Annotated in this window: 23 protein-coding genes and 1 pseudogene; 12 read left to right on the top strand and 12 right to left on the bottom strand. The window is 62.0% G+C overall.

Going from position 1 to position 23313, the window contains the following annotated elements:
* Window positions 1–26: 26 nt before the first annotated feature.
* From AAA989_RS00695 to AAA989_RS00670, 6 genes are all read left to right on the top strand, one after another.
* Complete coding sequence (locus AAA989_RS00695; RefSeq protein ID WP_338240492.1) at window positions 27–836, top strand: alpha/beta hydrolase; 810 nt, start codon at window positions 27–29, stop codon at window positions 834–836.
* Window positions 837–869: 33 nt separating this feature from the next.
* Window positions 870–1349, top strand: a complete 480-nt coding sequence (locus tag AAA989_RS00690) for a Dps family protein (RefSeq protein WP_338240490.1) — start codon at window positions 870–872, stop codon at window positions 1347–1349.
* 336 nt (window positions 1350–1685) lie between these two features.
* On the top strand, window positions 1686–1913 hold the full coding sequence (locus tag AAA989_RS00685; protein WP_338240488.1) for a DUF2188 domain-containing protein: 228 nt from the start codon (window positions 1686–1688) through the stop codon (window positions 1911–1913).
* Between the two features lie 2 nt (window positions 1914–1915).
* Window positions 1916–2542 carry a hypothetical protein gene (locus tag AAA989_RS00680; protein ID WP_338240487.1) on the top strand — a complete coding sequence of 209 codons (627 nt, stop codon included), beginning with the start codon at window positions 1916–1918 and terminating at the stop codon, window positions 2540–2542.
* Between the two features lie 178 nt (window positions 2543–2720).
* Window positions 2721–3035, top strand: coding sequence for a hypothetical protein (locus tag AAA989_RS00675; RefSeq protein ID WP_338240486.1), 315 nt, complete (start codon window positions 2721–2723; stop codon window positions 3033–3035).
* A gap of 22 nt (window positions 3036–3057) precedes the next feature.
* A complete protein-coding gene (locus AAA989_RS00670) occupies window positions 3058–4128 on the top strand; it encodes a DUF3800 domain-containing protein (RefSeq protein ID WP_338240485.1) in 1071 nt (356 codons plus the stop codon).
* Window positions 4129–4178: 50 nt separating this feature from the next.
* Here AAA989_RS00670 and AAA989_RS00665 read toward each other — a convergent pair whose 3' ends face one another.
* From AAA989_RS00665 to AAA989_RS00655, 4 genes are all read right to left on the bottom strand, one after another.
* On the bottom strand, window positions 4179–4883 hold the full coding sequence (locus tag AAA989_RS00665; protein WP_338240484.1) for a hypothetical protein: 705 nt from the start codon (window positions 4881–4883) through the stop codon (window positions 4179–4181).
* Complete coding sequence (locus tag AAA989_RS00660; protein WP_338240483.1) at window positions 4880–7987, bottom strand: HsdM family class I SAM-dependent methyltransferase; 3108 nt, start codon at window positions 7985–7987, stop codon at window positions 4880–4882. Before AAA989_RS00660 ends, AAA989_RS00665 begins: the two co-directional genes overlap by 4 nt.
* Window positions 7984–8319 carry a helix-turn-helix domain-containing protein gene (locus AAA989_RS16395; protein ID WP_353527000.1) on the bottom strand — a complete coding sequence of 112 codons (336 nt, stop codon included), beginning with the start codon at window positions 8317–8319 and terminating at the stop codon, window positions 7984–7986. The genes AAA989_RS00660 and AAA989_RS16395 overlap by 4 nt, the downstream gene beginning before the upstream one ends.
* A 498-nt stretch (window positions 8320–8817) precedes the next feature.
* Window positions 8818–9204 carry a winged helix-turn-helix transcriptional regulator gene (locus tag AAA989_RS00655; RefSeq protein WP_338240482.1) on the bottom strand — a complete coding sequence of 129 codons (387 nt, stop codon included), beginning with the start codon at window positions 9202–9204 and terminating at the stop codon, window positions 8818–8820.
* A gap of 128 nt (window positions 9205–9332) precedes the next feature.
* On the opposite strand from AAA989_RS00655, the gene AAA989_RS00650 reads away from it, so the two are divergent.
* Window positions 9333–9884, top strand: coding sequence for an FMN-dependent NADH-azoreductase (locus AAA989_RS00650; RefSeq protein ID WP_338240481.1), 552 nt, complete (start codon window positions 9333–9335; stop codon window positions 9882–9884).
* A 72-nt stretch (window positions 9885–9956) separates the two neighbouring features.
* On the opposite strand, the gene AAA989_RS00645 is transcribed toward AAA989_RS00650, so the two are convergent.
* A complete protein-coding gene (locus tag AAA989_RS00645) occupies window positions 9957–10982 on the bottom strand; it encodes a GlxA family transcriptional regulator (protein WP_338240480.1) in 1026 nt (341 codons plus the stop codon).
* Between the two features lie 95 nt (window positions 10983–11077).
* On the opposite strand from AAA989_RS00645, the gene AAA989_RS00640 reads away from it, so the two are divergent.
* Both AAA989_RS00640 and AAA989_RS00635 read left to right on the top strand, forming a co-directional pair.
* Entirely contained in the window at window positions 11078–11887 is an 810-nt protein-coding gene (locus tag AAA989_RS00640) for an alpha/beta fold hydrolase (RefSeq protein WP_338240479.1), read from the top strand.
* Between the two features lie 86 nt (window positions 11888–11973).
* A complete protein-coding gene (locus AAA989_RS00635; RefSeq protein WP_338240478.1) occupies window positions 11974–13122 on the top strand; it encodes a DMT family transporter in 1149 nt (382 codons plus the stop codon).
* Here the strand turns inward: AAA989_RS00635 and AAA989_RS00630 are convergent.
* Window positions 13067–13975 carry a LysR family transcriptional regulator gene (locus AAA989_RS00630; RefSeq protein WP_338240476.1) on the bottom strand — a complete coding sequence of 303 codons (909 nt, stop codon included), beginning with the start codon at window positions 13973–13975 and terminating at the stop codon, window positions 13067–13069. The two genes, AAA989_RS00635 and AAA989_RS00630, sit on opposite strands and share 56 nt — an antisense overlap.
* 117 nt (window positions 13976–14092) lie before the next feature.
* On the opposite strand from AAA989_RS00630, the gene AAA989_RS00625 reads away from it, so the two are divergent.
* The 3 genes from AAA989_RS00625 (at window position 14093) to AAA989_RS00615 (ending at window position 16279) form a co-directional block, all read left to right on the top strand.
* A complete protein-coding gene (locus AAA989_RS00625) occupies window positions 14093–14422 on the top strand; it encodes a nuclear transport factor 2 family protein (RefSeq protein ID WP_338240475.1) in 330 nt (109 codons plus the stop codon).
* Complete coding sequence (locus tag AAA989_RS00620; RefSeq protein WP_338240474.1) at window positions 14419–15198, top strand: SDR family oxidoreductase; 780 nt, start codon at window positions 14419–14421, stop codon at window positions 15196–15198. Before AAA989_RS00625 ends, AAA989_RS00620 begins: the two co-directional genes overlap by 4 nt.
* A 115-nt stretch (window positions 15199–15313) precedes the next feature.
* Window positions 15314–16279 (top strand): hypothetical protein, encoded by a 966-nt coding sequence (locus tag AAA989_RS00615; protein WP_338240473.1) that lies wholly within the window; start codon window positions 15314–15316, stop codon window positions 16277–16279.
* Between the two features lie 81 nt (window positions 16280–16360).
* Here the strand turns inward: AAA989_RS00615 and AAA989_RS00610 are convergent, their stop codons facing one another.
* The 6 genes and pseudogenes from AAA989_RS00610 to AAA989_RS00585 form a co-directional block, all read right to left on the bottom strand.
* Window positions 16361–17977: a GMC family oxidoreductase gene (locus tag AAA989_RS00610; protein ID WP_338240471.1), complete on the bottom strand. Its 1617-nt coding sequence runs from the start codon at window positions 17975–17977 to the stop codon at window positions 16361–16363.
* A 177-nt stretch (window positions 17978–18154) separates the two neighbouring features.
* Window positions 18155–18985, bottom strand: a complete 831-nt coding sequence (locus AAA989_RS00605; protein WP_338240469.1) for an alpha/beta fold hydrolase — start codon at window positions 18983–18985, stop codon at window positions 18155–18157.
* 263 nt (window positions 18986–19248) lie between these two features.
* Window positions 19249–20634, bottom strand: a complete 1386-nt coding sequence (locus tag AAA989_RS00600) for an NAD-dependent succinate-semialdehyde dehydrogenase (RefSeq protein WP_338240467.1) — start codon at window positions 20632–20634, stop codon at window positions 19249–19251.
* Window positions 20635–20684: 50 nt separating this feature from the next.
* Entirely contained in the window at window positions 20685–21806 is a 1122-nt protein-coding gene (locus AAA989_RS00595) for an alkene reductase (RefSeq protein WP_338240466.1), read from the bottom strand.
* A gap of 230 nt (window positions 21807–22036) precedes the next feature.
* Window positions 22037–22909: a LysR family transcriptional regulator gene (locus AAA989_RS00590; RefSeq protein ID WP_338240465.1), complete on the bottom strand. Its 873-nt coding sequence runs from the start codon at window positions 22907–22909 to the stop codon at window positions 22037–22039.
* A 180-nt stretch (window positions 22910–23089) separates the two neighbouring features.
* A pseudogene (locus AAA989_RS00585) lies at window positions 23090–23271 on the bottom strand (OsmC family protein); the annotation flags it as partial.
* Between the last annotated feature and the right edge of the window lie 42 nt (window positions 23272–23313).

Below are 23313 nucleotides of genomic sequence, written 5' to 3'. Positions count from 1 at the left end.
CCCCAGGAAACCCGATGGAGGTCAAGATGAGCAAGACAATCGTTTTCGTTCACGGCGCATGGGTCACTCCTGCCAGCTGGGATCCATTCCGCGCCTTCTTCGAAGCCCGTGGTTTCACCACCCATGCCCCCGCATGGCCCTTCGTGGCGGAACACTCGGTCGACGAGATGAACAATGCCACACCGGCCGGTTTCGGCGCCCTGACTCTGGGCAAGATCGTCGACCGGTACGAGGCCTTCATCCGCGAACTGCCCGAGGTGCCGATCATCGTGGGCCACTCGTTCGGCGGCCTGCTGACCCAACTGCTGATCGACCGCGGCTGTGGTGTCGCCGGCGTTGCAATCGATCCGGCACCGATCGGCGGGGTGGTACCGGGCCCCAGCGCGTTTGCCGCGATCACGCCGATCATGCTTCGGTTATTCGGCTGGCGGCGCCCCTACAAGTTGTCGCGCAAGCGTTTCGGCAAGCTGTTCGCCCACACCGCGCCACCGGCGCTGGTCGACGAGGCCTACGCGTCCTACGTCATCCCGGCTCCCGGCATGATCTTCCACCAGGCCGCGCTGTGGCTCGGCAGCTGGGTCGACACCCCCGGTCGCAAGCAGCCGTTGCTGTTCACCGGCGGCAGCGAGGATCGGCTGGTCTCGCCCTATCTGTCAAAGGCGGCTTATCGGGCGCAGTCGAGGTCGAAGGCACGCACCGACTATGTCGAGTTCGCCGGACGATCCCACTTCCTCTGTGCGGAACCCGGCTGGGAAGAGGTTGCCGGGGCAATCGCTGACTGGATCGCAACCATCTCGCCAGCCGCGGAGAGCAATCAGCAGGTTGCGGCCGCCTAGGCCGGGCAAACTTCATCTGCAAGGAGGACGACAATGGCCAGCGCACCAACGATCAACATCGGCCTGACCGAAGCGCAGCGCGAGGAGATCAGCCTCGGTCTCTCGCGTCTGCTCGCCGACAGCTACACGCTTTACCTGATGACCCATAACTTCCACTGGAACGTCACCGGACCGATGTTCAACTCCCTGCACCAGATGTTCATGGTGCAATATACTGAGCAATGGTCGGCGCTGGATCTGATTGCCGAACGCATCCGTGCGCTCGGCTTTCCGGCTCCGGCCACATACCGGTGCTTCACTGCGCTCGGCAGCATCGAGGAAGTCGAAGGCGTTCCGACGGCCATGGAGATGGTCGGGCTTCTGGTAAGCGCGCAAGAATCCGCCGCGCGAACTGCCCGTCAAGTATTCGTCGTGGCCGACAGGCACGGCGACCAGCCTACTGCCGACCTGCTAACCCAGCGACTGGATGTTCACGAGAAGTCCGCTTGGATGCTGCGTAGTCTGCTGGAATGATCTTCGTCGCCGAATTGGGATCAGCAAGGTGAGCCAGTTCCGTTGTCAGAGAAGCCACGAACGCTGCGCACAGCTCCTAATCATCTTGGTACATCTTGGGTCGATAGCTGAATGTCGGCTTCGCCTGCCATATGAAATGAAAAGCGGGCAATCATGTATCGGCCCACAATCGGCCGTTTGATCGTCGCTAGGGCAAGGTCCGGCTTTGGGCGGTAAGCTGACTGTCAGCTCTCGGGATTGTGGATAGGCTTAGCGGACATTGTGGTCAAAACATCGGCGTGCAGCACCTAGCGGCTGGCCAGCAATGTTGCTATATCAGTTGCGGAGGTCAGAACCATGGCGAAGCAAGGTCAGCACGTAGTTCGGAGTTCATCTGGTGGATGGGCAGTGAAGAAGGCTGGTTCGTCCAGAGCCAGTAGCGTGCACGACACGCAGGCCGATGCGATCAAGGCGGGAGCGAAGATCGCGCAGAATCAAAAGACTGAACTCTACATACACGGCCGTGATGGCCGGATTAGGGAACGTAGTTCCTACGGAAACGACCCGCATCCGCCGAAGGGCTGAGTTTGACTCCACCCTTTGAGAAGTCGGTTTTCGTCAACTGTCCGTTTGACGACGATTACGCGCCAATCCTGCAGGCGCTTGCTTTTTGCATCGTCTATCTCGGCTTCCATCCTCGACTGGCTCCAGAGAACGCCGATAACGCGGCGACGCGACTTGACCGCATCGCTGATCTCATACGTGGCTCCAAATATGGCATTCATGACCTAAGCCGCTGCAAGATGAGCACGGTCGACGAATACGCGCGCATGAACATGCCCTTTGAACTTGGTTTGGATCACGCTTGCCGTCGATTTGGCCCACTCCCTCTGACGGAAAAGCGAATTCTCATTCTCGAGCATACGCGGTACGACTATCAACGGGCGCTTTCGGACATTTCCGGTTGGGATATACAAGCTCATGCCGGTGATTATGAAAAAGCAGTCCGGCATGTGCGAAGCTGGCTCATCGCTCAGGCTGGAGCTGCCGCGATCGGATCAGCGAAAATCCAAGGGAAATATATCGCTTTCCAAGAATGGTATTGGGAACGAGAGTTAGCGGCAGGATCTTCTGAAGAGGACATTCAAGAATATCCAACGGCCGAGCTCATTCGCGCGATGCACGAGTGGAAGGGCGCTGGAGAGCCTGTTTAGGCGGCTCTCGGGTTGATTGCGGTCTGTCCACTTCTATTTATCGATCGCAAAGATCGGACGCATAATTTCCGCCGTCTCCGCGCGAACGAGAGCTTGCAACTCTTCGCGCTCATTCTTGTAGGCGTTTTCGCTTACCTATTCTCTATCGAAGCACCGGCTCTGTTGCTATAGACGTAGGATGACCCGACCGACGTCGCTCGAACTTTATCGCCGCTTCGTCGAGATCATCGACGAAGCTGCCGATGCGAAGACCATTGATGCGGTTCCAAAGGCAGCGGAAGCTGTTGGCATGATAGGAGGCGAAGAGCCTCGCGCCATGAGCCAGCGCTGGAACTACATATACACGGACGAATCCGGCTTCGAATTGCATGTCCATGCACGCTGGTGGGACAGCTCCAGGCCATTTTCAATCCAGCCAGACATCCACGTCATGCGGGCGGAGTTGAAGGGCGACGCTATGCCGATGTCGCACGAGCGCCGATATGAGACGTAGCCTTTAGGGGCCAGCCAGTATCATGGAATGCTTCCGGATCGATGAGAGCGGCTTTACCGGCTTCGACCTCCTGAACGTAGATCAGCGCTTCCAGGGCGCGGCGGCTATTGCGATAAGTGATGACGATGCAGCGCGCCTGATCAGGGAGCACCTGCCGCGCGTCCAAGCGAGCGAGCTGAAGTATCGATCGCTCTCGCGCCGACCAGCCAACCATGCCGGGCTACTCGCGCTGCTGCGCGATCTGCTCGCCGACTTCAAGAGCGTCACCTATGTGTGCGACAAGCGCTTCTTGCTCATCCTGATGTTCTGCGACTATGCGGTTGAGCCTTGGTATTACGAGCGCGGACACAATTTCTACGAAGACGGCCAGAACTACGCGATGGCCTCACTGCTGTCGGTCGCTGGTCCTACAATCCTGGGAGAGGCCGCGTTCGCGGCCCTGCTGGCTGCTTTCCAACGGGCGGTCAAAGAGAAGAGCACAGATGCGTTGCGTGCCCTCGTTGCCGCGGCGCGGAGAACGGACTGGCTGGAGTTACCGGAAGCGATTGGCCCGCTTGCCCGCGACGCAGCGCCCGAGTGCCTGTCAGCGATTATGACGCCGGGCGTAGATACGGACATCGCGATTATCGTGCTGCAGTCGCTAATCAGCCGGATGGAAATCATGAGCGACGGGCCATACCGGGTCGAGCACGACCAGTCGAAGAACCTCGAACGCTATCACGAGCTGCTGCAGCGCTTCATCGACCACGAGGACACGATTGAGCTTCGCCAGACCGCAATCGCCAGCTTCAAATTTCCGCTGAAGCTCAATCAGGTAACGCAGGTCGATTCAAGGCAAAGCCCAGCGGTGCAATTGGCCGACGTGATGATAGGCGCAGCGCTCGAAGCAGCAAACACCATGGCGGGACTACGGAGTGGCGAACTAGATCCAGATGCGGTGATGTCGCTCTACGCCGACAATCAGTTTATTCATCTCATTCCCTGCGTCGATTTCGAGGAGCAGAAGGCTTTCAGGAAGGGAACACAGGCGGCTGAGGTGATCGACTATTTCGCGGCAAACTTTGCGAAGGATTGCAAGCGGCCAGAACGGTGATAGCTCGGCCAGCGAGCGGTCACCAGCGGCTGCCGGCTGTGCAGCAGCCCTCACAACTTCGGCTTCACGGTGGTCGTGGGGTAGCCGAAGGCGAAGAAAAAATGCGATACGCGAATGCTGCCATGGCTGGGTGCCAACGCCGGCTCCCGCTCATGCTCCGTGTCGAAGTCTGCGGCGGTGAACAGTGATGACGGCCGTGCATAGGGCTCACCTGTGGCGGTTGGCTTCAGTCGCAAGAGCTTCGCGATTGCGGCATCGCCCAATGCGTCGCGAATGTGCGGCACGATGTCCGGCTCGGGGTCGAGTAGCACGCCGACCATCGCCGCAACCGCCTGCTTCCGGCTATAGATTCCATTGACGAAACGGCCGAGCCCCTGATCGCGCAGATAATGGTCCCGGTGCCTCTTCTGGCGCCCAAGACGTTTGAACTCGAATACCAGTTGCATCGCCTGCGTCTCATTGTTCCAACCATAAACAATGTCGGTACGGCGCTCCTCGATCATCGCACCGGTGGCTGGATCGATGTCACCGATGATATCCTCGGCTGCCCACATCCCAAGCAAGCCGCGCTCGCGAGCGACAACGTTCTCGACATAGACCTTCAGGCGCTTCGTAAGGGCGGTTTCCTTGGTCTTGGGATTGAAGTCCGGAAACGGTCGAGTCGCCAGCTCGGACCATCCCTGACACAGCGCTTCGACTGCCTCAGTTGCGGATTGCAGTGGAAAGGCGGAAAGCCAGTCGGCAGCCTCCGTCACGAACGCACCGCCAGCTTTTCTGAGCCCGCGCCAGACTGAACCGACCGCACGATGTGCTCAGCGTCACGCAACGCCTGGCGAACGGTCCAGCGGCGGCGCGCCAACGGCCGGGCCAGATACAGGCTGCCGTCGATCCACAAATGGGCGTCCGGGACGAGGGCGAGGTGATCGCCCGACGGGATGGTGCGCAAGCCCGACTTGCGCAATGAGGCCAGGGTTTCGATGACAAGCTCATCATCGATGGTTGCCTTAGCGGCGGAGCGCGCGCGCCCCTTTTCGGCGTAGCTGATCTTCACGACACCCGAAGGACCAGCACGAGTCGGGTCACTGGCGACCACGTTGACTTCGAACCGCCCCCGGCCACCGGTTCGGTCGCGCCAAGTGGTCAGCGCTGCGACCAGCGCATCGGCGTAGATGCGGAAATCCTGGTCGCTTGCGGTTCTCTGCGCCCGAGTATCGAGGCTCTTGAAGCTTCGTGGCCTGATCGAGGGCATCAGCACCTCGACCGTCTCTGTCACCAAGGTTTTCTCTTCATCCGTGAGGCCGAAATAGGAGAAGACCGCCTCGTCGAACTCCCCGCGGAGCGACCTGTAATCGGCGCGCTGGAGGAGCTCGTCCTGAGATCTCAGCCGATCGACGCGACTATTAACCGATGCAAGCGCTATGGCGGCAGCGTCAGGATCAGGTGCGTCTTCCGGCGAGAAAAACGGGAATGCGTCGACATCAGTCAGGTGGACACCGTTGCGTTCGCACAGCATTTTCCAGCCGCGCATCATCAGGAAATAGCGCGCGAGGCTGGACCGTAGATAGACAGCCGCGAACTTGAGCAGGGGTGCGTCGGGCTCGGGGCCGGCAATGACCCCGATGCTATGGGTAAAGCTCGCCGGTCGGTCGTAGTAAACCGCGCGGAGATTCTGCTGTTCGCGCGAGAAGCCATCAGGGAAGACGACGCGGGGCCCGTCGAACACGGCGAGCACCGCATCGTTCAGGCCGACAACGGTGGCCTTCTCCGCCGGCCAAGGCCGCAGCAGGTCAGGATGCAGCACCGGAACCCCCGCGCTTAGCGCGGCGATCGGGATGTGAGGCATATCGCGAAGCGGGCCGGGATCGACTGCTTCACGGCTTTTGTCTTCGAGATGAATGCCCTTGCGGTAGGTCCAGCGCCGGAACTCGCGAGGGCCGCGCCAGAGGTTCGCAAAGGTACCGCGCAGGCTGAGCCGGCTCAAGATCGCTAGGTCGTTGGCGTCGCCCCACATCATAGTGACGAGAAGCTGCGGATCCTGAGCGACCGAGCGAGTCTGTAGTAGGTGCCGATCGGCCGACTGCATGGTAAGACGACCGAGTGCAAGGCTAAGATCGGCCTTAGGAACCAGATAGTCGAACGTCTCCCCAAACGGGATGATTTTCGGAACGTTGGCCTCGCGGCGAGCGCCTAGGAACACATGGCAGGTGTTCTCGGCGGTCGGGAACAACAACCCCTGCAGGTCACCGAAGTTGATGATCCGGCTCGGCTTATAGGCGCGTAGCAGATAGGAGACGAAGGCTTCGCTGGATGCGCCGAGGAGCTGGCCGATTGGCAAGATCAGGCAGGCCCGGCCCCCTTCGTCCAGGTAGTCTAGCGCGCGCAGGGCGTAGGCTCCAGCCACTTGGCGGCGCGAGAATGGCGTGCCCGCGCGCGCCGCCCAAACGTCCGCCGAGGTGTGCGCTTCACCTTCTGGCTCCGCCCAGGGCGGATTGGAGATGATCAGCGAGAAGCGGCGCCCGAAGAAGGCATGGCCGTCGTCGAAGAAGTCTGCATGATCGCGGCCGTGCGCGAGGTTGTGGTCCTTGAGCGGAGGCAGCTTGGTACCATCGCGATCCTGCGCTTCCAGAATGTCGGCCGGATCGAGCCCCTCCAGAAGCGACAAGTAAAGGCTGAACGCGGTCACGCGGCAGGCCATGAAGTTGATGTCGCCACCGAAGATGCTGCGCGAGAGAAGTTCACCGCGCTCGGCAAAGCTGAGCTGGCCGCCCTTCTTTGCCTCCGCGAGCGCGATCAGCCGGCGATAGGCCGTCGTCAGCAGGATTCCCGAGCCGCACGCGCCGTCGAAGATCGTTTCGGTCAGCGGATTGGGAGAGGCGAGGAATGCCTGATCGACGGCGAGCATGGCGAGATTGCGAGGCGTATAATAGGCGCCGTCTTCCGCCTGCTCTTCGCGCGTCAGGAACTGTTCGTATAGACCGGAGAGCAGCTCGACCGGTATGTAGCTGAAGTCGTAGTTCCAGAAGTCGCCCTGACCGGTCTGCAGGTCGGTGCGGCTGAGAAACTGCGCGAGCAGGCTGAAGCCGCTGTTCGAAAGCGCCGTCCAGGGATCGTGCCGATCGTCTCCGAGGAAGTCGCCGTTGAAGTCCGACCGCAGCCGATCGATCAGCGCCGCGATGCCGGAACGGTCGAGCCGGGCAACCAAGTTAGAAAGTTGTTCCACATCGCGCCGCGCTCGATAGGTCGCGCCGACGATCTCACGATGTTCGAGGTAGGAGATAAAGAGCACTTGACCCATCAGAAGCTCGGCGAGGCGTCGACGCGCGCGGGCGTCGTCGATCCCGGTCAGGCCCTCATCGCTCAGTTTCGCGACAGTCGTGGACAGGTTAGCAAGCAGCTTACGATCGACCCGCGCCTTGACATCGAACCACTTCGGCATGCGCCTCGACAAATTGGCCGTCGAGACGTCCGACGCGGAAAACGGGCCATCCGAACGCGCGTCTTCGAGCCGCAAGCGTTCGCCAGCATTCTTTAGCTTACGAGCAGGGAGCGCGACGGCCTCATCACCCTTCAGCTCAATCACGATCGTCGCGAGGTTCTGGTTCCAGATGCGCTGGCGAGCCTTATCCAATTCGGCCTGCGACAGCGGCGTTCCATCCTCCCCGACGAACACGACGGTCGGTACACCCTCGACATCGAAAACGGCCTGCGCGCGGATGGCCCCCTCCGGCTTGAGAAGGGTCTTGATTTCGAGTGCATAAGGGTGGGTGTCCGGAACGACGTCGCCGCGCTGATGCAGCACGCCCGACTCAGCTACATAGCCTAGCTTTTCGAGCCAGGCCTCGACCGCTGCTGTGGTCATGCTCGCGGCTCGGAAGTCGCGCGTTTAGTCCCGCCTGCGGCATCCATTGCGTAAGACCAGCCAGCAGCCGAACGTCGAGCTCGGATTGGGTGCCCTTTGCTCCGCAGGTAGCTGAGGTCGCGATTGATTGTCGCTGGAGAAACACCCAGCGCTTCCGCCAAAGCGGTGGCAGACCCGCCCCCGCGATGAATTAGCCCGAGCAGGGAGTCATGCCGTTCCGCGATGGCTGCGCTCCGACTGTACAACAAGCGAGTTTCTCCAAGTCTATCAAGATTCGATAGACTCGGCGACCGACAAACGCAAGAACATCCATGGAACGTCGGGAAAAGCATGCGCGGTGCCGACTGGGCCAGAGTCGCGTCCGATTCGATGCGCGCTTGGACGTTTCCAATTTATCCGTCTAGCGTCCGCCTGCTACCAATTTACTCATCCCTCCAACTGCGCTGTAACCTAACAAATCGATCAATTGCCGCCGAACGAATGTCAGATCTAGAGATTCGGCTGTAACCGGCTAAATCACCGATCTTAGGGCGCATTGCTGCGATCGACGCTAGTCTGAACCTACGGCAGCATTCGGGCGAACATCTCGACTGCACGAATGACCGAAATTAGGGCGCAAAGCGGACATCAATCTTGGCTGGCTCGCGGGCGCGAAAATGCATTCTCGAGTTCCAAAAAAGCTATCGAGATCGTCGACTAACTAATTGAATCATAATCGAGGATTTAGAAACGCGGGGGGTCGAGGCCCGCATGCCAGCCCGTTTCTGGTGCGAGTACTTAAAAGATCGCCACGAGATTTCGGTACCGATGCTGACGGCACGATCCTAGATTCAGGCAAAGCGTGCGGGATTAGACTCGTCGCGCCCTGCGTCGAACCGTGCTTGCGCGGCTTTGATGGTTTCGACGTTATCCAGGGCCCACTGGGACAGTGCGTTGACCGGGATTTTTAGGGAATGGCCGAGCTCGGTCAGCTCGTAGTCGACCCGGGGTGGAATCGTGGGCGTGACCGTACGCTTTACGAGGCCGTCTCGCTCCAGGTTGCGTAAGGTAAGCGTCAACATCCGTTGTGAGACGCTCGGAATTTCGCGCCGGAGTTCGCTGAAGCGGCGGCTGCCATCGGCCAAATTGTGGACGACCAGCACGCTCCACTTGTCGCCCACGCGCTGGAGAAGGCCGCTAATGGTGCGGCAGGCGGGGCTGTGCGCGTCGTGCGCCATGGACGGTTACCTTCCTGTTCCCTCGGCACCAATTTGTGCCTCAAACACAAAAATGTGCGTTCTTGTGAGAGTCTGACGGGCGGTTACTTAATGAGCCTCGGTATCAAATCCATACCAAGGAGCCAATAATGACCATCTTGCACATCGACAGCAGCATCACCGGCGAAAACAGCGTTAGCCGCCAAATCAGTCGTGCCATTATCGACAAGTTGACCGCGAGCAATGCAGGGGCGGAGGTGATCCGGCGTGATCTTGTGGCGCAGCCGCTTCCCCACTTCACGCTGCCCGAACTAGCCGACACCGCCGTGCTCGACGAATTCCTCGCCGCCGACACGGTCGTGATCGGTGCGCCAATGTACAACTTCTCGATCCCGACCCAGCTCAAGGCGTGGATCGACCGCATCCTCGTTGCCGGCAAAACCTTTCGCTACGCGGCGACAGGTGCGGAAGGCCTGGTAGGCGAAAAGCGCGTCATAATCGCGCTCGCGCGTGGCGGATTCTACGGTGCCGATACGCCTGCCGCTCCGATGGAGCATCTCGAGACCTACTTGCGTACGGCCTTCAATTTCATCGGCATCGAGCCGGAGGTCGTTGCCGCGGATGGTGTAAACATTGGCCCGGAGCAGAAGAAAGCAGCGCTGGCTCAAGCGCGCGGCGAGGCTATGTTGCTCGCTGCATGAGCGTCTTCGCCTTTGGCAGGCGGGCCTCCCGACGAGCTGGCATCCGCCCGATCATGGTCGGGCGGATGCCGCTCAGCCATGAACCTGCGCCTCGTTCCGGGACTGGAGCGCAACGCCGAAGCGCCGTCGATATTCGGCCGGGGGCAGCCCCGTCACTCTGTTGAATAGCTTGCGGAATGCAGACGGGTCGCCATAGCCGATTTCCCAGGCGATCTGTTCTACCGGCCGGCGGGTAAGCTCAAGCGCCTCACGCGCCCGCGCGATGCGGATCTGTTGCACATATTCGGTGGGACGAAGCCCGGTCGCAGCCTTGAAACGGCGCAAGAAGGTGCGCTCTTCCAGCCCGGCGTGATCGGCTAGTGTCGATATCGAGCAATTCGTCGTCGCGTTTGCCTGGAGCCAGTGTTGTACTGAGCGGATCGCCGCGTCGCCATGATCGAGCTTCGGGATGAAGCTGATATAGGGTCGCTGCGCTTGCCGCGGCGGATCAATCAACAGAAAGCGTGCGGTTTGCAACATCGAACTGGCACCCAGTAGCCGCTGGACCAGCGTCAGGCCGAGATCTGTCCAGGCGAGAATTCCACCTGCGGTGATGATATCGCCATCGTCGACAATGATGCGGTCAGCATCGACCTTCGCATCCGGAAAGCGAGAACTCAGGGCTTCTGCGAAGGCCCAGTGCGTGGTGACCTCCCGTCCTTCGAACAGCCCGGTTTCGGCAAGCACGAACGCCCCGGCACAGACCGAGCATAAAATCGCGCCCTGTTCGTGATGGCGCGTCATCCAGACGGCCAGCGCCCGCATCGAAGGCAGGTCATTCGGCATTACCAGGCTGGGCGGAGTGATGATGTAGGTGATGCGGTGCGGCTCACCGGGATGGCTGTCATAGGCGCAGGTGATACCATCGTTAGTTTCCTGCCAGTGGGTGACGCGGACGACAGGCCCGTCGCGCTCGCCCGCCATCTGTGCCGCAGTGACGGCAAGGCGGAACAGGTCCGTCAGGCCGTAGACCGCTGAAAGCTGGCAATCGGGATATATGACCAGCGCGATCTCCGCGACAATCCGGCTCGATGCATCCTTGTCAGTCTTGTCCCGCATTCTGTCGCTTTCCCCAAGCGTGCCGGAGCCGCCACCCCGGTAGCTTCCTTGTCATCTTCCGGCACTTTCGCCGGACCGACGAGAAGGAGACTATCATGACACGTAAGATTCGTAACCTAGCGCTCGGCGCGGCGGCCGCGCTCGCCATGACAGGGGTGGCCGATGCCCAGTCGGCCGGCACCCCCGAAGACACGACCAGCGTCGTCCTCGTCCATGGCGCCTTTGCCGACGGGTCGGGTTGGCGCGGCGTTTACGACCGGCTGATCGCCAGGGGTTATCGCGTCGCAATCGTGCAGAACCCGCTGACCTCGCTCGAGGACGATGTGGATGCCACCAACCGGGTGATCGATCGCCAGCCGGGGCGCGTCATCCTGGTCGGGCACAGCTGGGGCGGCACGGTGATCACCGAGGCCGGGAACCACCCGAAGGTGGCGGGCCTCGTCTACGTCTCTGCGCTCGCTCCCGATACGGGCGAGACGACCGCCCAACAATATGAAGGCTTCCCCGCTGCCACCGATTTCGTAATCGACACGCAAGGCGACGGTTTCGGCTTCGTGAACCCGGAAAGGTTCAAGGCCGCCTTCGCCGCCGATGCGAGCGACAGCGACGCCGCATTCCTGCGGGATTCGCAGGTGCCGATCAACATGTCGGTCTTCGCCACGCCGATCGGCCAGGCTGCCTGGCGGAACAAGCCCAGCTGGGCCGTGATCGCCCGCGAGGACAAGGCGTTCGGCGAGGGCATGCTGCTGCACATGGCACGGCGCATGAACGCCGACATCACCGAAGTGCCCGGCAGCCATGCACTCTTCATGACCCAGGCGCAGGCGGTGTCCGATGTGATCGACCGCGCGGCACGTGAAAGTCGCGAGCGAGCCGGCGAGTCCAGCGCCGTCGGCGCGAACTGAGCAGACTGGGCGGGCGCGGTCGACCGGCTGAGCTCGGCGCGCCCGCACGTCGGCTAGACCATCACTGCGTGCAAGGACCCAAAGCGATGCTCCTGTCGCCAGCAACCAACCAACTCCCGCCCTGCTCATGTCGGCCGCGCCTGACCGACGGCCGAAGGGGATTCATATGGGGCGGAATCGCCGCGCTAATCTGGGGCGGCTTCTTCGCCTATGCGCGCCTCGGAATCGATGCAGGCTTGAACGCCGCTGACCTCGCCTTCCTGCGCTACGGCACGGCCGGTGCACTGATGCTGCCGTGGCTGTTGCGCAGGGACGTGAGATCGCTGGGCGGCGTCGGCTGGTTCCGGGGAGCCGTGCTTGCGCTGCTCGCCGGCCCCCTATTCGTTCTGGTGAGCGCCGCCGGCCTTGCCTTTGCGCCCCTGGCACATGGCCCGGTGATCCAGCTCGGCACCGTGACGCTGATGGGCACCGTCCTCGCCGCTGCCTTTCTTGATGATCGGGTCGACATCGCGCGCGCCATCGGACTTGCGGTGATCGTCGCCGGCCTTGCGATAACCGTGGGCCCCGGGCTGTTCGGTGGCGGTTCACACGCCTGGAAGGGAGACCTGCTTTTCATCGTGGCGGGCCTGATGTGGGCGCTATTCACCCTGCTGCAGCATCGCTGGTCGGCGGACCCCATGGCAACCACTGCCGCGGTGTCGGTCATCTCGCTTGCGGTCTATGCCCCCGGTTACCTTTTCATTCGTGGTCCGCAGGCGCTGATTGCCGCAGGTCCGCTGATGGTGATCGAGTTCGCCATCGTGCTCGGCCTGTTCTCGGGCATCGTTTCGCTATTCGCCTTCGGCCGTGCGGTGAGCTGTCTCGGTGCGGCCCGCGCCTCGCTTTTTCCCGCTCTTGCGCCGGGGGTCGCGATTGTTCTGGGCGTGCCGCTGACAGGTGAGATCCCAACGCTGACGCAGGTTACCGGCCTGGCGGTCCTGACTGCCGGACTGATCCTGTCGGTCAGGAAGCGCGGCGTCAGCTTCATTCCGACGGCGGAACCTGTTTCGTGTGAAGCGGGTGATCCAGAGGCAATCGCCGACGAAGGCCAGGGCACCGGGCACGTGCCCGGGCATCGATACCCGCGTCCGCTCGAACCGATTGGCTGCACAGGGGCCGAAGCCGGGAACCCTGACGGGGTCAGTGCTGGCGCGACGAGCGAGCGAGTTCGCGAGCGAGGTCGACGAAAACCTTGAACGCTGCAGGCGGATTTCGCCGGCTCGGGTAATAGAGGCAGAGGGGTGAAAGCGGTGGCGTCCATTCGTCCAGCACTCGAACAAGCCGACCCGCTTCGATGTCATCGCGCACATCGGATTCCATGAAGAAACCTATGCCCAAGGAGCCGAGAACGGCGGCGCGGGCGAGACTGGCCTCATCCAGCGTTACAGGACCGTCCACGTCGACCTGCACCGGCTGCCCTTCGGCCTCGAACTGCCAACGGAACAAGGCTCCGTTTGGCAGCCGCGTGCGAATACAGGGATGTGTAAGGAGGTCGGACGGCACGCGAGGCCGATCACGATCTTCGAAATACGAGGGGCAGCCAACCACGGCATATCGCCTTGGCGGACCTAGGGGAATCGCGATCATGTCCGTCGGCAGAAGATTCTCGCTTCGGACCCCGAAATCGAACCCCTCGGCCACGATGTCGACAAGCTTCCCTTCGGTCACGAGGTCGATGTGGACCTCGGGGTAGCGCCGCAGAAACTCGATCACCAGGGGCGCGAGTATTTCGCGTCCTGCCGTTGCGAAGGTGTTGATGCGCAGCGTGCCGGACGGCGTCTCCTGCTGCGAGCGCACCGTATCGAGCGCCTGATGGATATCCTTGAGGGCGGGCGTCACCTGATCGACAAATCTTTGCCCCGCAGCGGTCAGCGAAACACTGCGCGTCGTCCGGTTGAAGAGGCGCACCCCGAGCTGCCCCTCCAGCTTGGCAATCGCATTGCTGAGGGCGCTCGTCGACATTCCAAGATCGAGCGCGGCCGCACGAAAAGTGCCTCTGCGGCTGATCGCGAGAACCGCTTCGAAATCGGTGAGGCTATAATTGCGCATTGTCCTGAAAACCGAAATTCTTCATCCTGCTTTATCCCGGTTATAGGAATTCTGTCAAAGCGCTAAATCTGCATCGGACGGAAACCGCGCACCGCGGGACCGAACTGGAGACAGATCATGACCATCGCACTATCTAGCGCGATTGCAGCCTATTTTTCCGCCGACAAGAAGGGCGATGCGAAGGCGATTTCGGAATGCTTTACGCTGGACGCGGTCGTCATCGACGAAGGTAATACCTATACCGGCCGGGATGCGATCCGGCAGTGGATGGCGAATGCGTCCACCCAGTATACCTATACCGTCGAGCCCTTTGCCCTTTCGGAAGAAGACAGGCGAATCGTGGTCACCAGCCACCTTGTCGGCAACTTCCCCGGCAGCCCGGTGGACCTGCGATATTTCTTCGTCCTTCAGGATGAGAAGATCGCCGAGCTGGAGATCGTCCCATGACCCCGCTTGTCAGCCTGGAAGGGAAGCGAGCACTTGTGACCTCCGGCACGCGGGGTGCGGGGGCTGCCACGGTGGCCCTGTTCGAGGAACTGGGCGCTCGCGTTCTGACCAGTGCTCGAAACAAGCCCGAGGCGCTGCCCGATGAGCAGTTCTTCGCCGCTGATCTCACGCAGGCGGAAGGCTGCACCGTGCTGGCCGCTGCCGTGCGCGAGCGGCTCGGCGGGGTGGACATTATCGTTCACATGCTGGGCGGATCGTCTGCGCCGGGCGGCGGCTACGAAGCGTTATCCGATCAGGAGTGGCAGAAGGAACTGGATCTCAACCTCATGCCGGCGATCCGTCTCGATCGCGAGCTTGTTCCCGAAATGGAGACGCGCGGGTCTGGCGTCGTGATCCACGTGACGTCGATCCAGCGAGAACTGCCGCTGCCAGAGGCGACCACCGCCTACGCCGCTGCAAAGGCAGCGTTATCCACCTACAGCAAGAGCCTCTCGAAACAGGTCTCACCCAATGGCGTGCGCGTCGTGCGGGTCTCCCCCGGCTGGATCGAAACCGAGTCCTCGGTCGACCTGGCCAAACGACTGGCGGCAGAACATGGGGTGGATGTCGAACAGGGGAAACGGATGATCATGGACTCGCTTGGCGGAATACCGATCGGCCGGCCGTCGAAGCCCGAAGAGGTGGCGAGCCTGATCGCCTTCCTCGCGTCGGACCGCGCCGGCACGATTACCGGTACCGAATACGTCATTGACGGCGGCACAGTGCCCACGGCCTGAGACGGGGCGGTATCGCGTTGAGCAAGCGCCGGTCATGCAGCAACCGGACGGACGAAGGAAGGGCGAAGAACACGATGAAGCAGGGAGGTTCGGGTTGAGGAACGGCCTTGGCGCAATGGCGGCTTTGTCACTGGCGATTCAGGCCGGACCAACCACGGTTCTGGCCCAAGCCGCGCCGGGCGGATCGCAGCCGCTTGCCTGCCTTGAGCCCGGTGCGAATGATCCCGTGCCGCTGGATTCTCGCATCGGCAGACCCGACCCGGCGATCATTGACATTTTCTCCGGCGCAGGGGCGAGCGCCATTTCGGTGCACAAGCTTACGCCTGAGGAACTGGCCATGGTAAACCGCGCGCTTGCCCGATTGCCGCGCCTGCATCGTGACCTTCTGCAGCGGCACCTCAGGCGACTGAGCTTCCTCGATCTTCAGCCCGGTTCCGGAAGTGCGCTCACCAGCAGGGTCGGGCTCGACGAGACGAGCTTGCAATTCGACATCACCTTGCGGGCCAGCCTGCTGGAGGAAAGCCTGACCGCATTCCTGAACACGAAGGAAGCCCGATTGTTCGAAGATGACGGGTCGGGCTTCGGCGTCGCGTTCGACGCCGGGGAGAGCGACGCGCTTACCTATATCCTGCTGCACGAAGCGTCGCATGTCGTCGACCAGGTTCTTGGCCTGACGGACAATGCAGCCGGACCTTTCCGTGCCGGTATCTGGAACGATCTTCGCGCCCTGTCCCAACCGCACGCTTCCAGCCTCGCCGCGAGGACGCCATTTCGAAGGGAGTCGGCCGTTCCCCTGCGCTATTCCCCGGCCTTTTACGAATCGCTTCGCAAGAGCCCGTTCGTCTCCTTCTATGCCAGTGCCGCAGCGCCCGAAGATCTGGCGGAGCTTTTCGCCTGGCAGCAGCTAGCATCGCGCTTTGACCAGTCCCTGACACTCACCATCCGCGACCGCGGGGGGGCAACCCTCTATCGCTACGATCCGCTCGAATCCCCTAAAGTGCAGTCGCGCTTCGTGGAGGTACAGGCGCTGCTGGACCGCTATGAAGATATCTGTGGTTCAAAGGCGAGCGTTGCAGAGTGATTTGTCCGGCTCGAGGACTGGCGAACCAGCGCCTTTCCTCTCCGGCGGTGGAGTGAGCCACCGGAGAGGAGCCTGACGTCTTCAGATGCCGTGGGTGTCTCGAATGAATTGCGCCGCCCGTTCTCCCACGATTGCGCAAGGAGCCTGGGTGTTGCCGGTCGAAACTCTTGGTAGGATGGACCCGTCGGCCACCCGGAGGCCCTCGACGCCCCGCACCTTGAGCGTCGCATCGACCACCGCCATGTCGTCGCGCCCCATCCGTGCGGTGCCGCTCTGGTGCCAATAGGTCACCGCGGAATCGCGGATGAAGCGGTAGTCGATCGGGTTGCCCTCTCCGGGGATTACCTCTCTCTTGACGAGAGGCCTGAAGGCTGCGGCGGCACCCAACTCCCGGCTAAGTGAGATGCAGGCCCGTGCGGCTTCGACGTCCGCCGGATCGGACAACATGTTGGCGTCCACGATTGGAGCTGCATGAGGATCGGAGGAGGTAAGGCGCACTTCGCCGCGGCTTTGCGGGCGAGCCAGCCCGCCGAACATCGTCCAGCCATGCTCCGGCACGCCGAGAGCGGCGGTGCGCTCGCTCGGCACCGGGAACTCGACTTGGCAGAACAGCAGGTCCGGCGCTTCCAGTTCCGGCCGCGTCTTCCAGTAAAGGGTAGCCTCGCTCCCGCTGTTGCGCGGCGCTAGCGGGCGATGAAATTCCCAAGTGCAGCAGAAGGCGACGTGATCCTGGAGGTTCTGTCCGACACCGGGAATGTGCTCGACCAGCGGGATGCCATGACGGGCAAGTTCTGCGCGGTCACCCAGTCCCGATAGCATGAGAAGCTTGGGCGTGTTGATGGCGCCGGTGGAAACGATCACTTCGTTCCCGGCCGAAATCGCCAGGATGTCGCCGTTTCGTTCGATCTCCACGCCGACTGCCCGGCGACCGTGGAAAAGGACGCGCCGGACGAGCGTATCGGTCAGGATCGTCAGGTTCGGCCGGTCCGCCAATGACCGCAGATAGGCGCGGTACAGCGAATGACGGCGTCCATCGCGCACCAGCATGTCGGTATAGGCTGCGCCGCCTTCGCCTTCCATCATGCGGCCATTGGGGCTGTCGAAGCGGGGGATGCCAAGTTCCTGCGCCGCGTCCAGCATCGCGCCGGCAAGCGGGCTTGGGTCGGCGGCAGGCTGGACCCAGACCGGACCATCGGTGCCGCGATATTGCGGGTCCGGCGCACCCTGCCAGTTCTCGATGCGGCGATAGATATCGCGCACCGCCGTGGAGCCCCAGCCCGGATCCCCCGATGCGGCGGCATAATGGTCCCAGTCGCTGCGATGCCCCTGCGCCCAGACCATCACATTGACGCTGGAGCCGCCGCCGAGGCCTTTGCCCATCGACATCGACAGCGAGCGTCCATCCAGATGAGGGTTGGGTTCGGCCTGGAAACCCCAGTCGCGTTCGCTGCCGAGATTTGTCGGCCATTGGGCCGGATCGAGCACGCTCTCGGCCTCGTCGCTTCCGCCTGCTTCGAGGAGAAGAACCCTGCAGTCCGGGTTCTCGGCGAGGTGGCGGGCGATTACCGATCCGGAGGATCCGGCGCCGCAGACGATGAAGTCATAAGCTTGTTGAAGATTGGCGGTCAGGCGCGCCTGGTTCTCGCGTGCAAGGCGCTCAAAGTCTGCGGCTTCGCCGATATTGTCGTGGTCTCTCATCGGGGTTCCTTGGTGTTGAACACTGCTCCGCAACCGCGGCGGGCAGCAGGCCGCCGGCGTTTCTCGGGGATCGGAATGGCTCTTGCGGCCTTGGCCGGTGTTGCCGGTCTTCGCCGCGGGGCTGGCAACCGGCGGCTGGCTCGGCGCCAGCGCCGGTTGCCGGTTGGCTTCGTTCGCTCAGCTGAGGAAGAAGGCAAGGAGATCGGGATTGATGATCTCCTGATGAGTCTGCGCCATGCCGTGGGGCAAGCCCTCATATGCCTTCAGCGTTCCGTTCCCGAGCAGTTCGACCGCCTTCGGACCATGATTGGCGAAAGGGACGATCTGATCGTCGGTGCCGTGCATGACCAGGACAGGCACGTCGATCGCCTTCAGATCCTCGGTGAAGTCGGTCTCCGAAAACGCCGTGATGCAGTCGTACTGCGCCTTGGCGCCGCCGGCGAGGCCCTGGCGGGACCAGTTGTCGATCAAGCCCTGGCTCACCTTAGCATTGTCGCGATTGAAACCGAAGAACGGTCCACTGGCGATCTCGCGATAGAACTCCGCGCGGTTGGCGATGAGCTGGGCACGGAAACCGTCGAACACCTCGATCGGCACTCCGTCGGGATGCGCGTTCGACTTCACCATGACCGGCGGCACGGCGCCGACCAGCACGGCTTTGGCTACCCGGCCCGGCTCGGCGCGGGCGACGTAGCGGGCAACCTCCCCGCCGCCAGTCGAATGGCCGACATGGATGGCATCCTTGAGGTCGAGCGCGGCTGCCAGTTCCGCGACATCGGCGGCATAGGTGTCCATCTCGTTGCCGGTGTCGGTCTGGCTGGAGCGGCCATGGCCGCGCCGGTCATGGGCGATGACCCGGTAGCCCTGGCCCAGGAAGTAGAGCATCTGGCTGTCCCAGTCGTCGCTTGAGAGCGGCCAGCCGTGGTGAAAGACGATTGGCTGCGCGTCCTTGCTGCCCCAGTCCTTGTAGAAGATTTCGGTGCCGTCCTTGGTAATGATCGTCGCCATGATGGGTCTCCTTGGTTCAGGCGGCAGGAGCGCCGCTGCTAAAGGTTGTTTAGTCGCCTCTCGGCAGCGGCACGCTTGGTGGAAGTGACACAATCAGGGTTGAAACTGACGGGTCTGGGATTGGGAGGATGGGAGGGAGTGTTACCGTCGCTCTCGGGCGAGGCACTTCCAAGCTCTGATCCGGCAGTTCGCAATTCGAACGGAGCGGGCGGGTGCAGGTTGAAAGCGAGCGAGCGGCTCCTGCTCTCGCTCGGGTCGATGGATCACGCGGCCTGCATTGTGGACGCCACCACCACCAGCTTCTGATTGACCAGCTCCTTGATGCCGTTCTCGGCGAGCTCGCGGCCGTAGCCGGACCGCTTCACCCCGCCGAACGGCAGTTCCGGGCCGCCGCCAGTCATCGCGTTGATCCAGACCATGCCCGCCTCGATCCGCGATGCGAGCGACTTGGCCCGGGAAATGTCGGCCGAGAAGATGGAGCCGCCCAGGCCGTAGGGTGAGTCGTTCGCCAGCCGGATCAGTTCTTCGTCGTCGCGCACGATATGGATTTGCGCGACAGGCCCGAAGAACTCCTCGAAATAGGCAGGGTTGTCCCGCGCGACGTCCGACAGGATCGTCGGCTGGAAGTAGGCGCCGCCGCCCTGGACCGGGTTGCCGCCATGGAGGACACGCGCGCCCGCCGAGACCGCATTGCGGACCTGCTCTGCGAGTGAATCGCGCGCGGCGAGCGAGGAAAGAGGGCCGAGATCGACGGTTTCATCCATGGGATCACCCACGCGCATCGCCCGAAACCTCTGCACGAGTTTCTCGATGAAGCTCTCCGCCACCTTCTCGTGGACGAGAAAGCGTTTGGCGGCCGTGCAGACCTGTCCGGCGACCGTCAGGCGGCCAGCTGCGCCCATATCGGCTGCGCGATTGAGATCGGCATCGTCCAGGACGGCGAAGATGTCCGAACCACCCAGTTCGAGCACCGACTTCTTGAGATTGCGGCCCGCCTCGGCAGCGACAATGCTGCCCGCCTGCTCCGAGCCGGTCAGCGTGACGCCCTGGACGCGATCATCCTGCAGCAGCTTGGCCACCTGGTCCTTATCCGCAAAGACAGTGGTCCAGACACCCCTTGGAGCACCTGCCTCGAGTATCAGCTCTTCGAACAGCTTTGCGCATTGCGGCACAATGCCTGCCGGCTTGACCAGCACGGGATTGCCCGTCGCGATTGCGGGAGCGGCCACGCGCACCAATTGGTAGTACGGGAAATTCCAGGGTTCGATGGCGACCACGACGCCGATCGGATGGAACTCGATCCAGGCATCTCCCTGATCGGTCTCGATCTTCTCGGGCGCCAGCATCCTGGCAGCGTTATCGGCGAAATGGCGTGCGATCCTGGCGGTCTCCTCGACTTCCCACCGCGCTTCGGAAATGCGCTTGCCCATTTCGCGAACGGCAGTTTGCGCCAGTTCCTCCGCCCTGTTCTCGACCAGATCGGCCAGAAGTGATAGAACAGCGAGCCGCCGCTCGATCGGTCCTTGCGACCAGTCCGCCCTGTAAACCGCGTCTGCCTGTGCGAGGGCGTTCTCGATCTCCTGGTCAGAGTGGTTGAAATACTCGGCGACGGTCTCGCCGGTCGCTGGATTGATGCTCTTGTACGCCATGGGAATTCTCCAACTCTGAAAGGGGCCGGACCGACCGGCCTCCCGAGTGATCAGGCAGCCTGTGCTTCGACCAGGAATGGATAGTCGGTGTATCCTTCGGCTCCGCCACCATAGAAGGTCGCCCGATTGTGCTTGTTCAGCGGAGCACCTCTGCGGATACGCTCCGGCAGGTCCGGATTAGCGATGAACGGACGCCCGAAGGCAATCGCATCGGACTTTCCTGAGGCGACGGCTGCTGCCGCCGTTTCCGGCAGGAATCCGCCGGCAGAGATGATCGGACCGCCAAAAGCCGTCTTGAACAGCGAAGCGACATCGGGCGCATCCAAGTCGAGCGGCTTTTCGTCGTTCGTGAAGTCTGCGCGGGGCTCGATCAGGTGAAGGTAGGCGATGTTGCGCTTGCCGAGCTCGCCGATTGCGTAATCCCACAGCGCGAGGCCCGCGGAATCCTTCATGTCCAGGATGCCGCTCCACGGCGACAGCCGAACGCCTACGCGCCCTGCACCGACCTCCGCAGCGACAGCATCAACGACTTCGAGAAGAAGGCGCGCACGATTCTCGATCGATCCGCCATATTTATCGGTGCGCTGGTTGCTGCCATCGTGCAGGAACTGGTCCAGCAGGTATCCATTCGCGCCGTGAATTTCGACGCCATCGAAGCCAGCGCTCCGCGAGTTGCGGGCGGCCTGGACGAAATCGCCGATGATCGCGGCAATCTCTTCTCTTTCGAGCGCACGCGGGGTTTCGAACGGAACCGGATTACCCTGAGCGTCCATGTGATCGCCGGCGATTGCGATGGCCGATGGCGCAACAGGGAGGGCGCCCTTGGGCTGCATCGTCGAATGCGAGACGCGGCCCACGTGCCAGATCTGGTTGAAGAAGACGCCGCCTTTGGCATGCACTGCATCCGTGGCGAGGCGCCAACCGGCTATCTGTTCTTCCGAGTAGATCCCCGGCACCCAGGGATAGCCATGTGCCTGAGGCGTAATGTCGGTCGCTTCGCTGATCTGGAGCCCGCCAGCGCTGGCGCGCTGTCCGTAATATTCGGCATTGAGTTCATGCGGGACGTCGCCCGGCTGCCTCGCGCGCATGCGGGTCAGCGGGGCCATGACCACACGATGGCTGAGGGTTAGCGCACCGAGCTGGAGCGGAGTAAAAAGATTGTTCTGTGCCATGTGAACCTCTGCTGGTTATCAATGGCAAAGATGTAAATCGCCCCCTCGGTCGTTACCATATCCGTTACAAGTGAAGCTTAGTAACGCGCAGCGTTATACTGACTGGGGTCCCAAAAGACTTGCAGTGTAGAGTCCGGAATTTCCTGACCTGGCAGCTTTGCGGGGGGTTGCAAGGCAAGTCGTGCGGACTCCTGCGCTCATTTTTCCAAGGACGCAGTCCGCTAGCCGGTTCAGGCCAAGCTTTTCTGGAATCTGTCCAGGAAAACACGGAGCTTAGGAAGTACTTGCCGCCGCGACGGGAACACCGCCCAAATCGCAAGATCGCGCGGTGTCGCGCCCTCGATCGGCACAGGAACAAGCCGTCCATTCGCTACCTCGTCCTCTGCATCCCAGGCGGAGAGCTGCGCCAATCCGAGCCCCGAGACGCACGCCGACAGGAATCCGTCGACGCTGCTCGAAGAGAAACGGCCGCTCACCGGTACCGATCGCTCCTTTCCATCGACGACGAACTGCCAATGGGTGAAGTCGGTGAAGGTCAGGCATTCATGGTTGGTAAGATCTTCGATGGTTCGGGGCGCGCCGTGCTGTTCCAAGTACGCAGGGGCAGCGTAGATCAGCTTGGGATTATCTGCGATCCGCCGAGCAATCAGCCCCGAGTCCTTGAGTGGCGCAATTCTGATCGCAAGATCCACGCCGGACGCGACGATATCGACCATCGCATCATTCAAGTCGAGATCGATCCGGAGGCGCGGATTCTCTTCGAGCAGTTCATGAACGATCGGCATGATCCTTTTGCGACCGAGGGTCGCGGTTACCGTCACACGGAGCAGCCCAGTCGCGCCGCCTTCAGTAGGACTGAGCGTCGCCAACGCAGCTTCCCGGGTGTCGAGCATCTCGGAAGCGAACGGGAGAAAAGCCTCGCCCTCGGGCGTAAGCGCGAGCGAACGCGACGTTCGGTGGAGCAGCCGAACCCCCAGTTCCTCTTCCAGCGTAGCCAGCCGCCTCGTGGCGGACATGGCCGTCAGTTTGAGGTGCCGGGCTGCGGCGGAAAGGCTGCCCTTGCGCACCGCGCAGACGAACACCTCAAGCCCCCGGGAATCCATTTGGTCACCTCACGAAGTTCGTTAGCAAACCTCAAAATCCGGGTGAACGATAACCCATATTGTAGATTTCGGAAGAGAGTAGTTTTTGCTCCAGCGTAGGCGTTGCTCCGGCAGTTCGCCGGGACAGCGCTTCCATCCGGATTACCTCTCCGAATGTCTGGTTCATCGACTCCAGTGGGGACTTGCAACATAGCGCAGCGCACTGAGGAAGCATGCCGAATAACCGCTGGCGAACAGCTGTTCGGGATTGGCGCCCTGGCCGCCCCTCCCGCCAAGTTCCTTCGGCGTCGACAGCGTAAGGGCCAGGGAACCGTCGTCGAATTCAACCTTGCGGTGCGGCCTCCGGTAGCAGTGGCGGAAGTCTGCTAGAGGATTTTCACGATAGTCTCCTTCGGATTGGGGTC

Origin of the sequence: Aurantiacibacter hainanensis (assembly GCF_036321025.1) — a bacterium.
Lineage (GTDB): Bacteria > Pseudomonadota > Alphaproteobacteria > Sphingomonadales > Sphingomonadaceae > Alteraurantiacibacter > Alteraurantiacibacter hainanensis.
The sequence above is the reverse complement of the archived record's forward strand: the minus strand, read 5'-3'. Positions and strand labels throughout refer to the sequence as shown.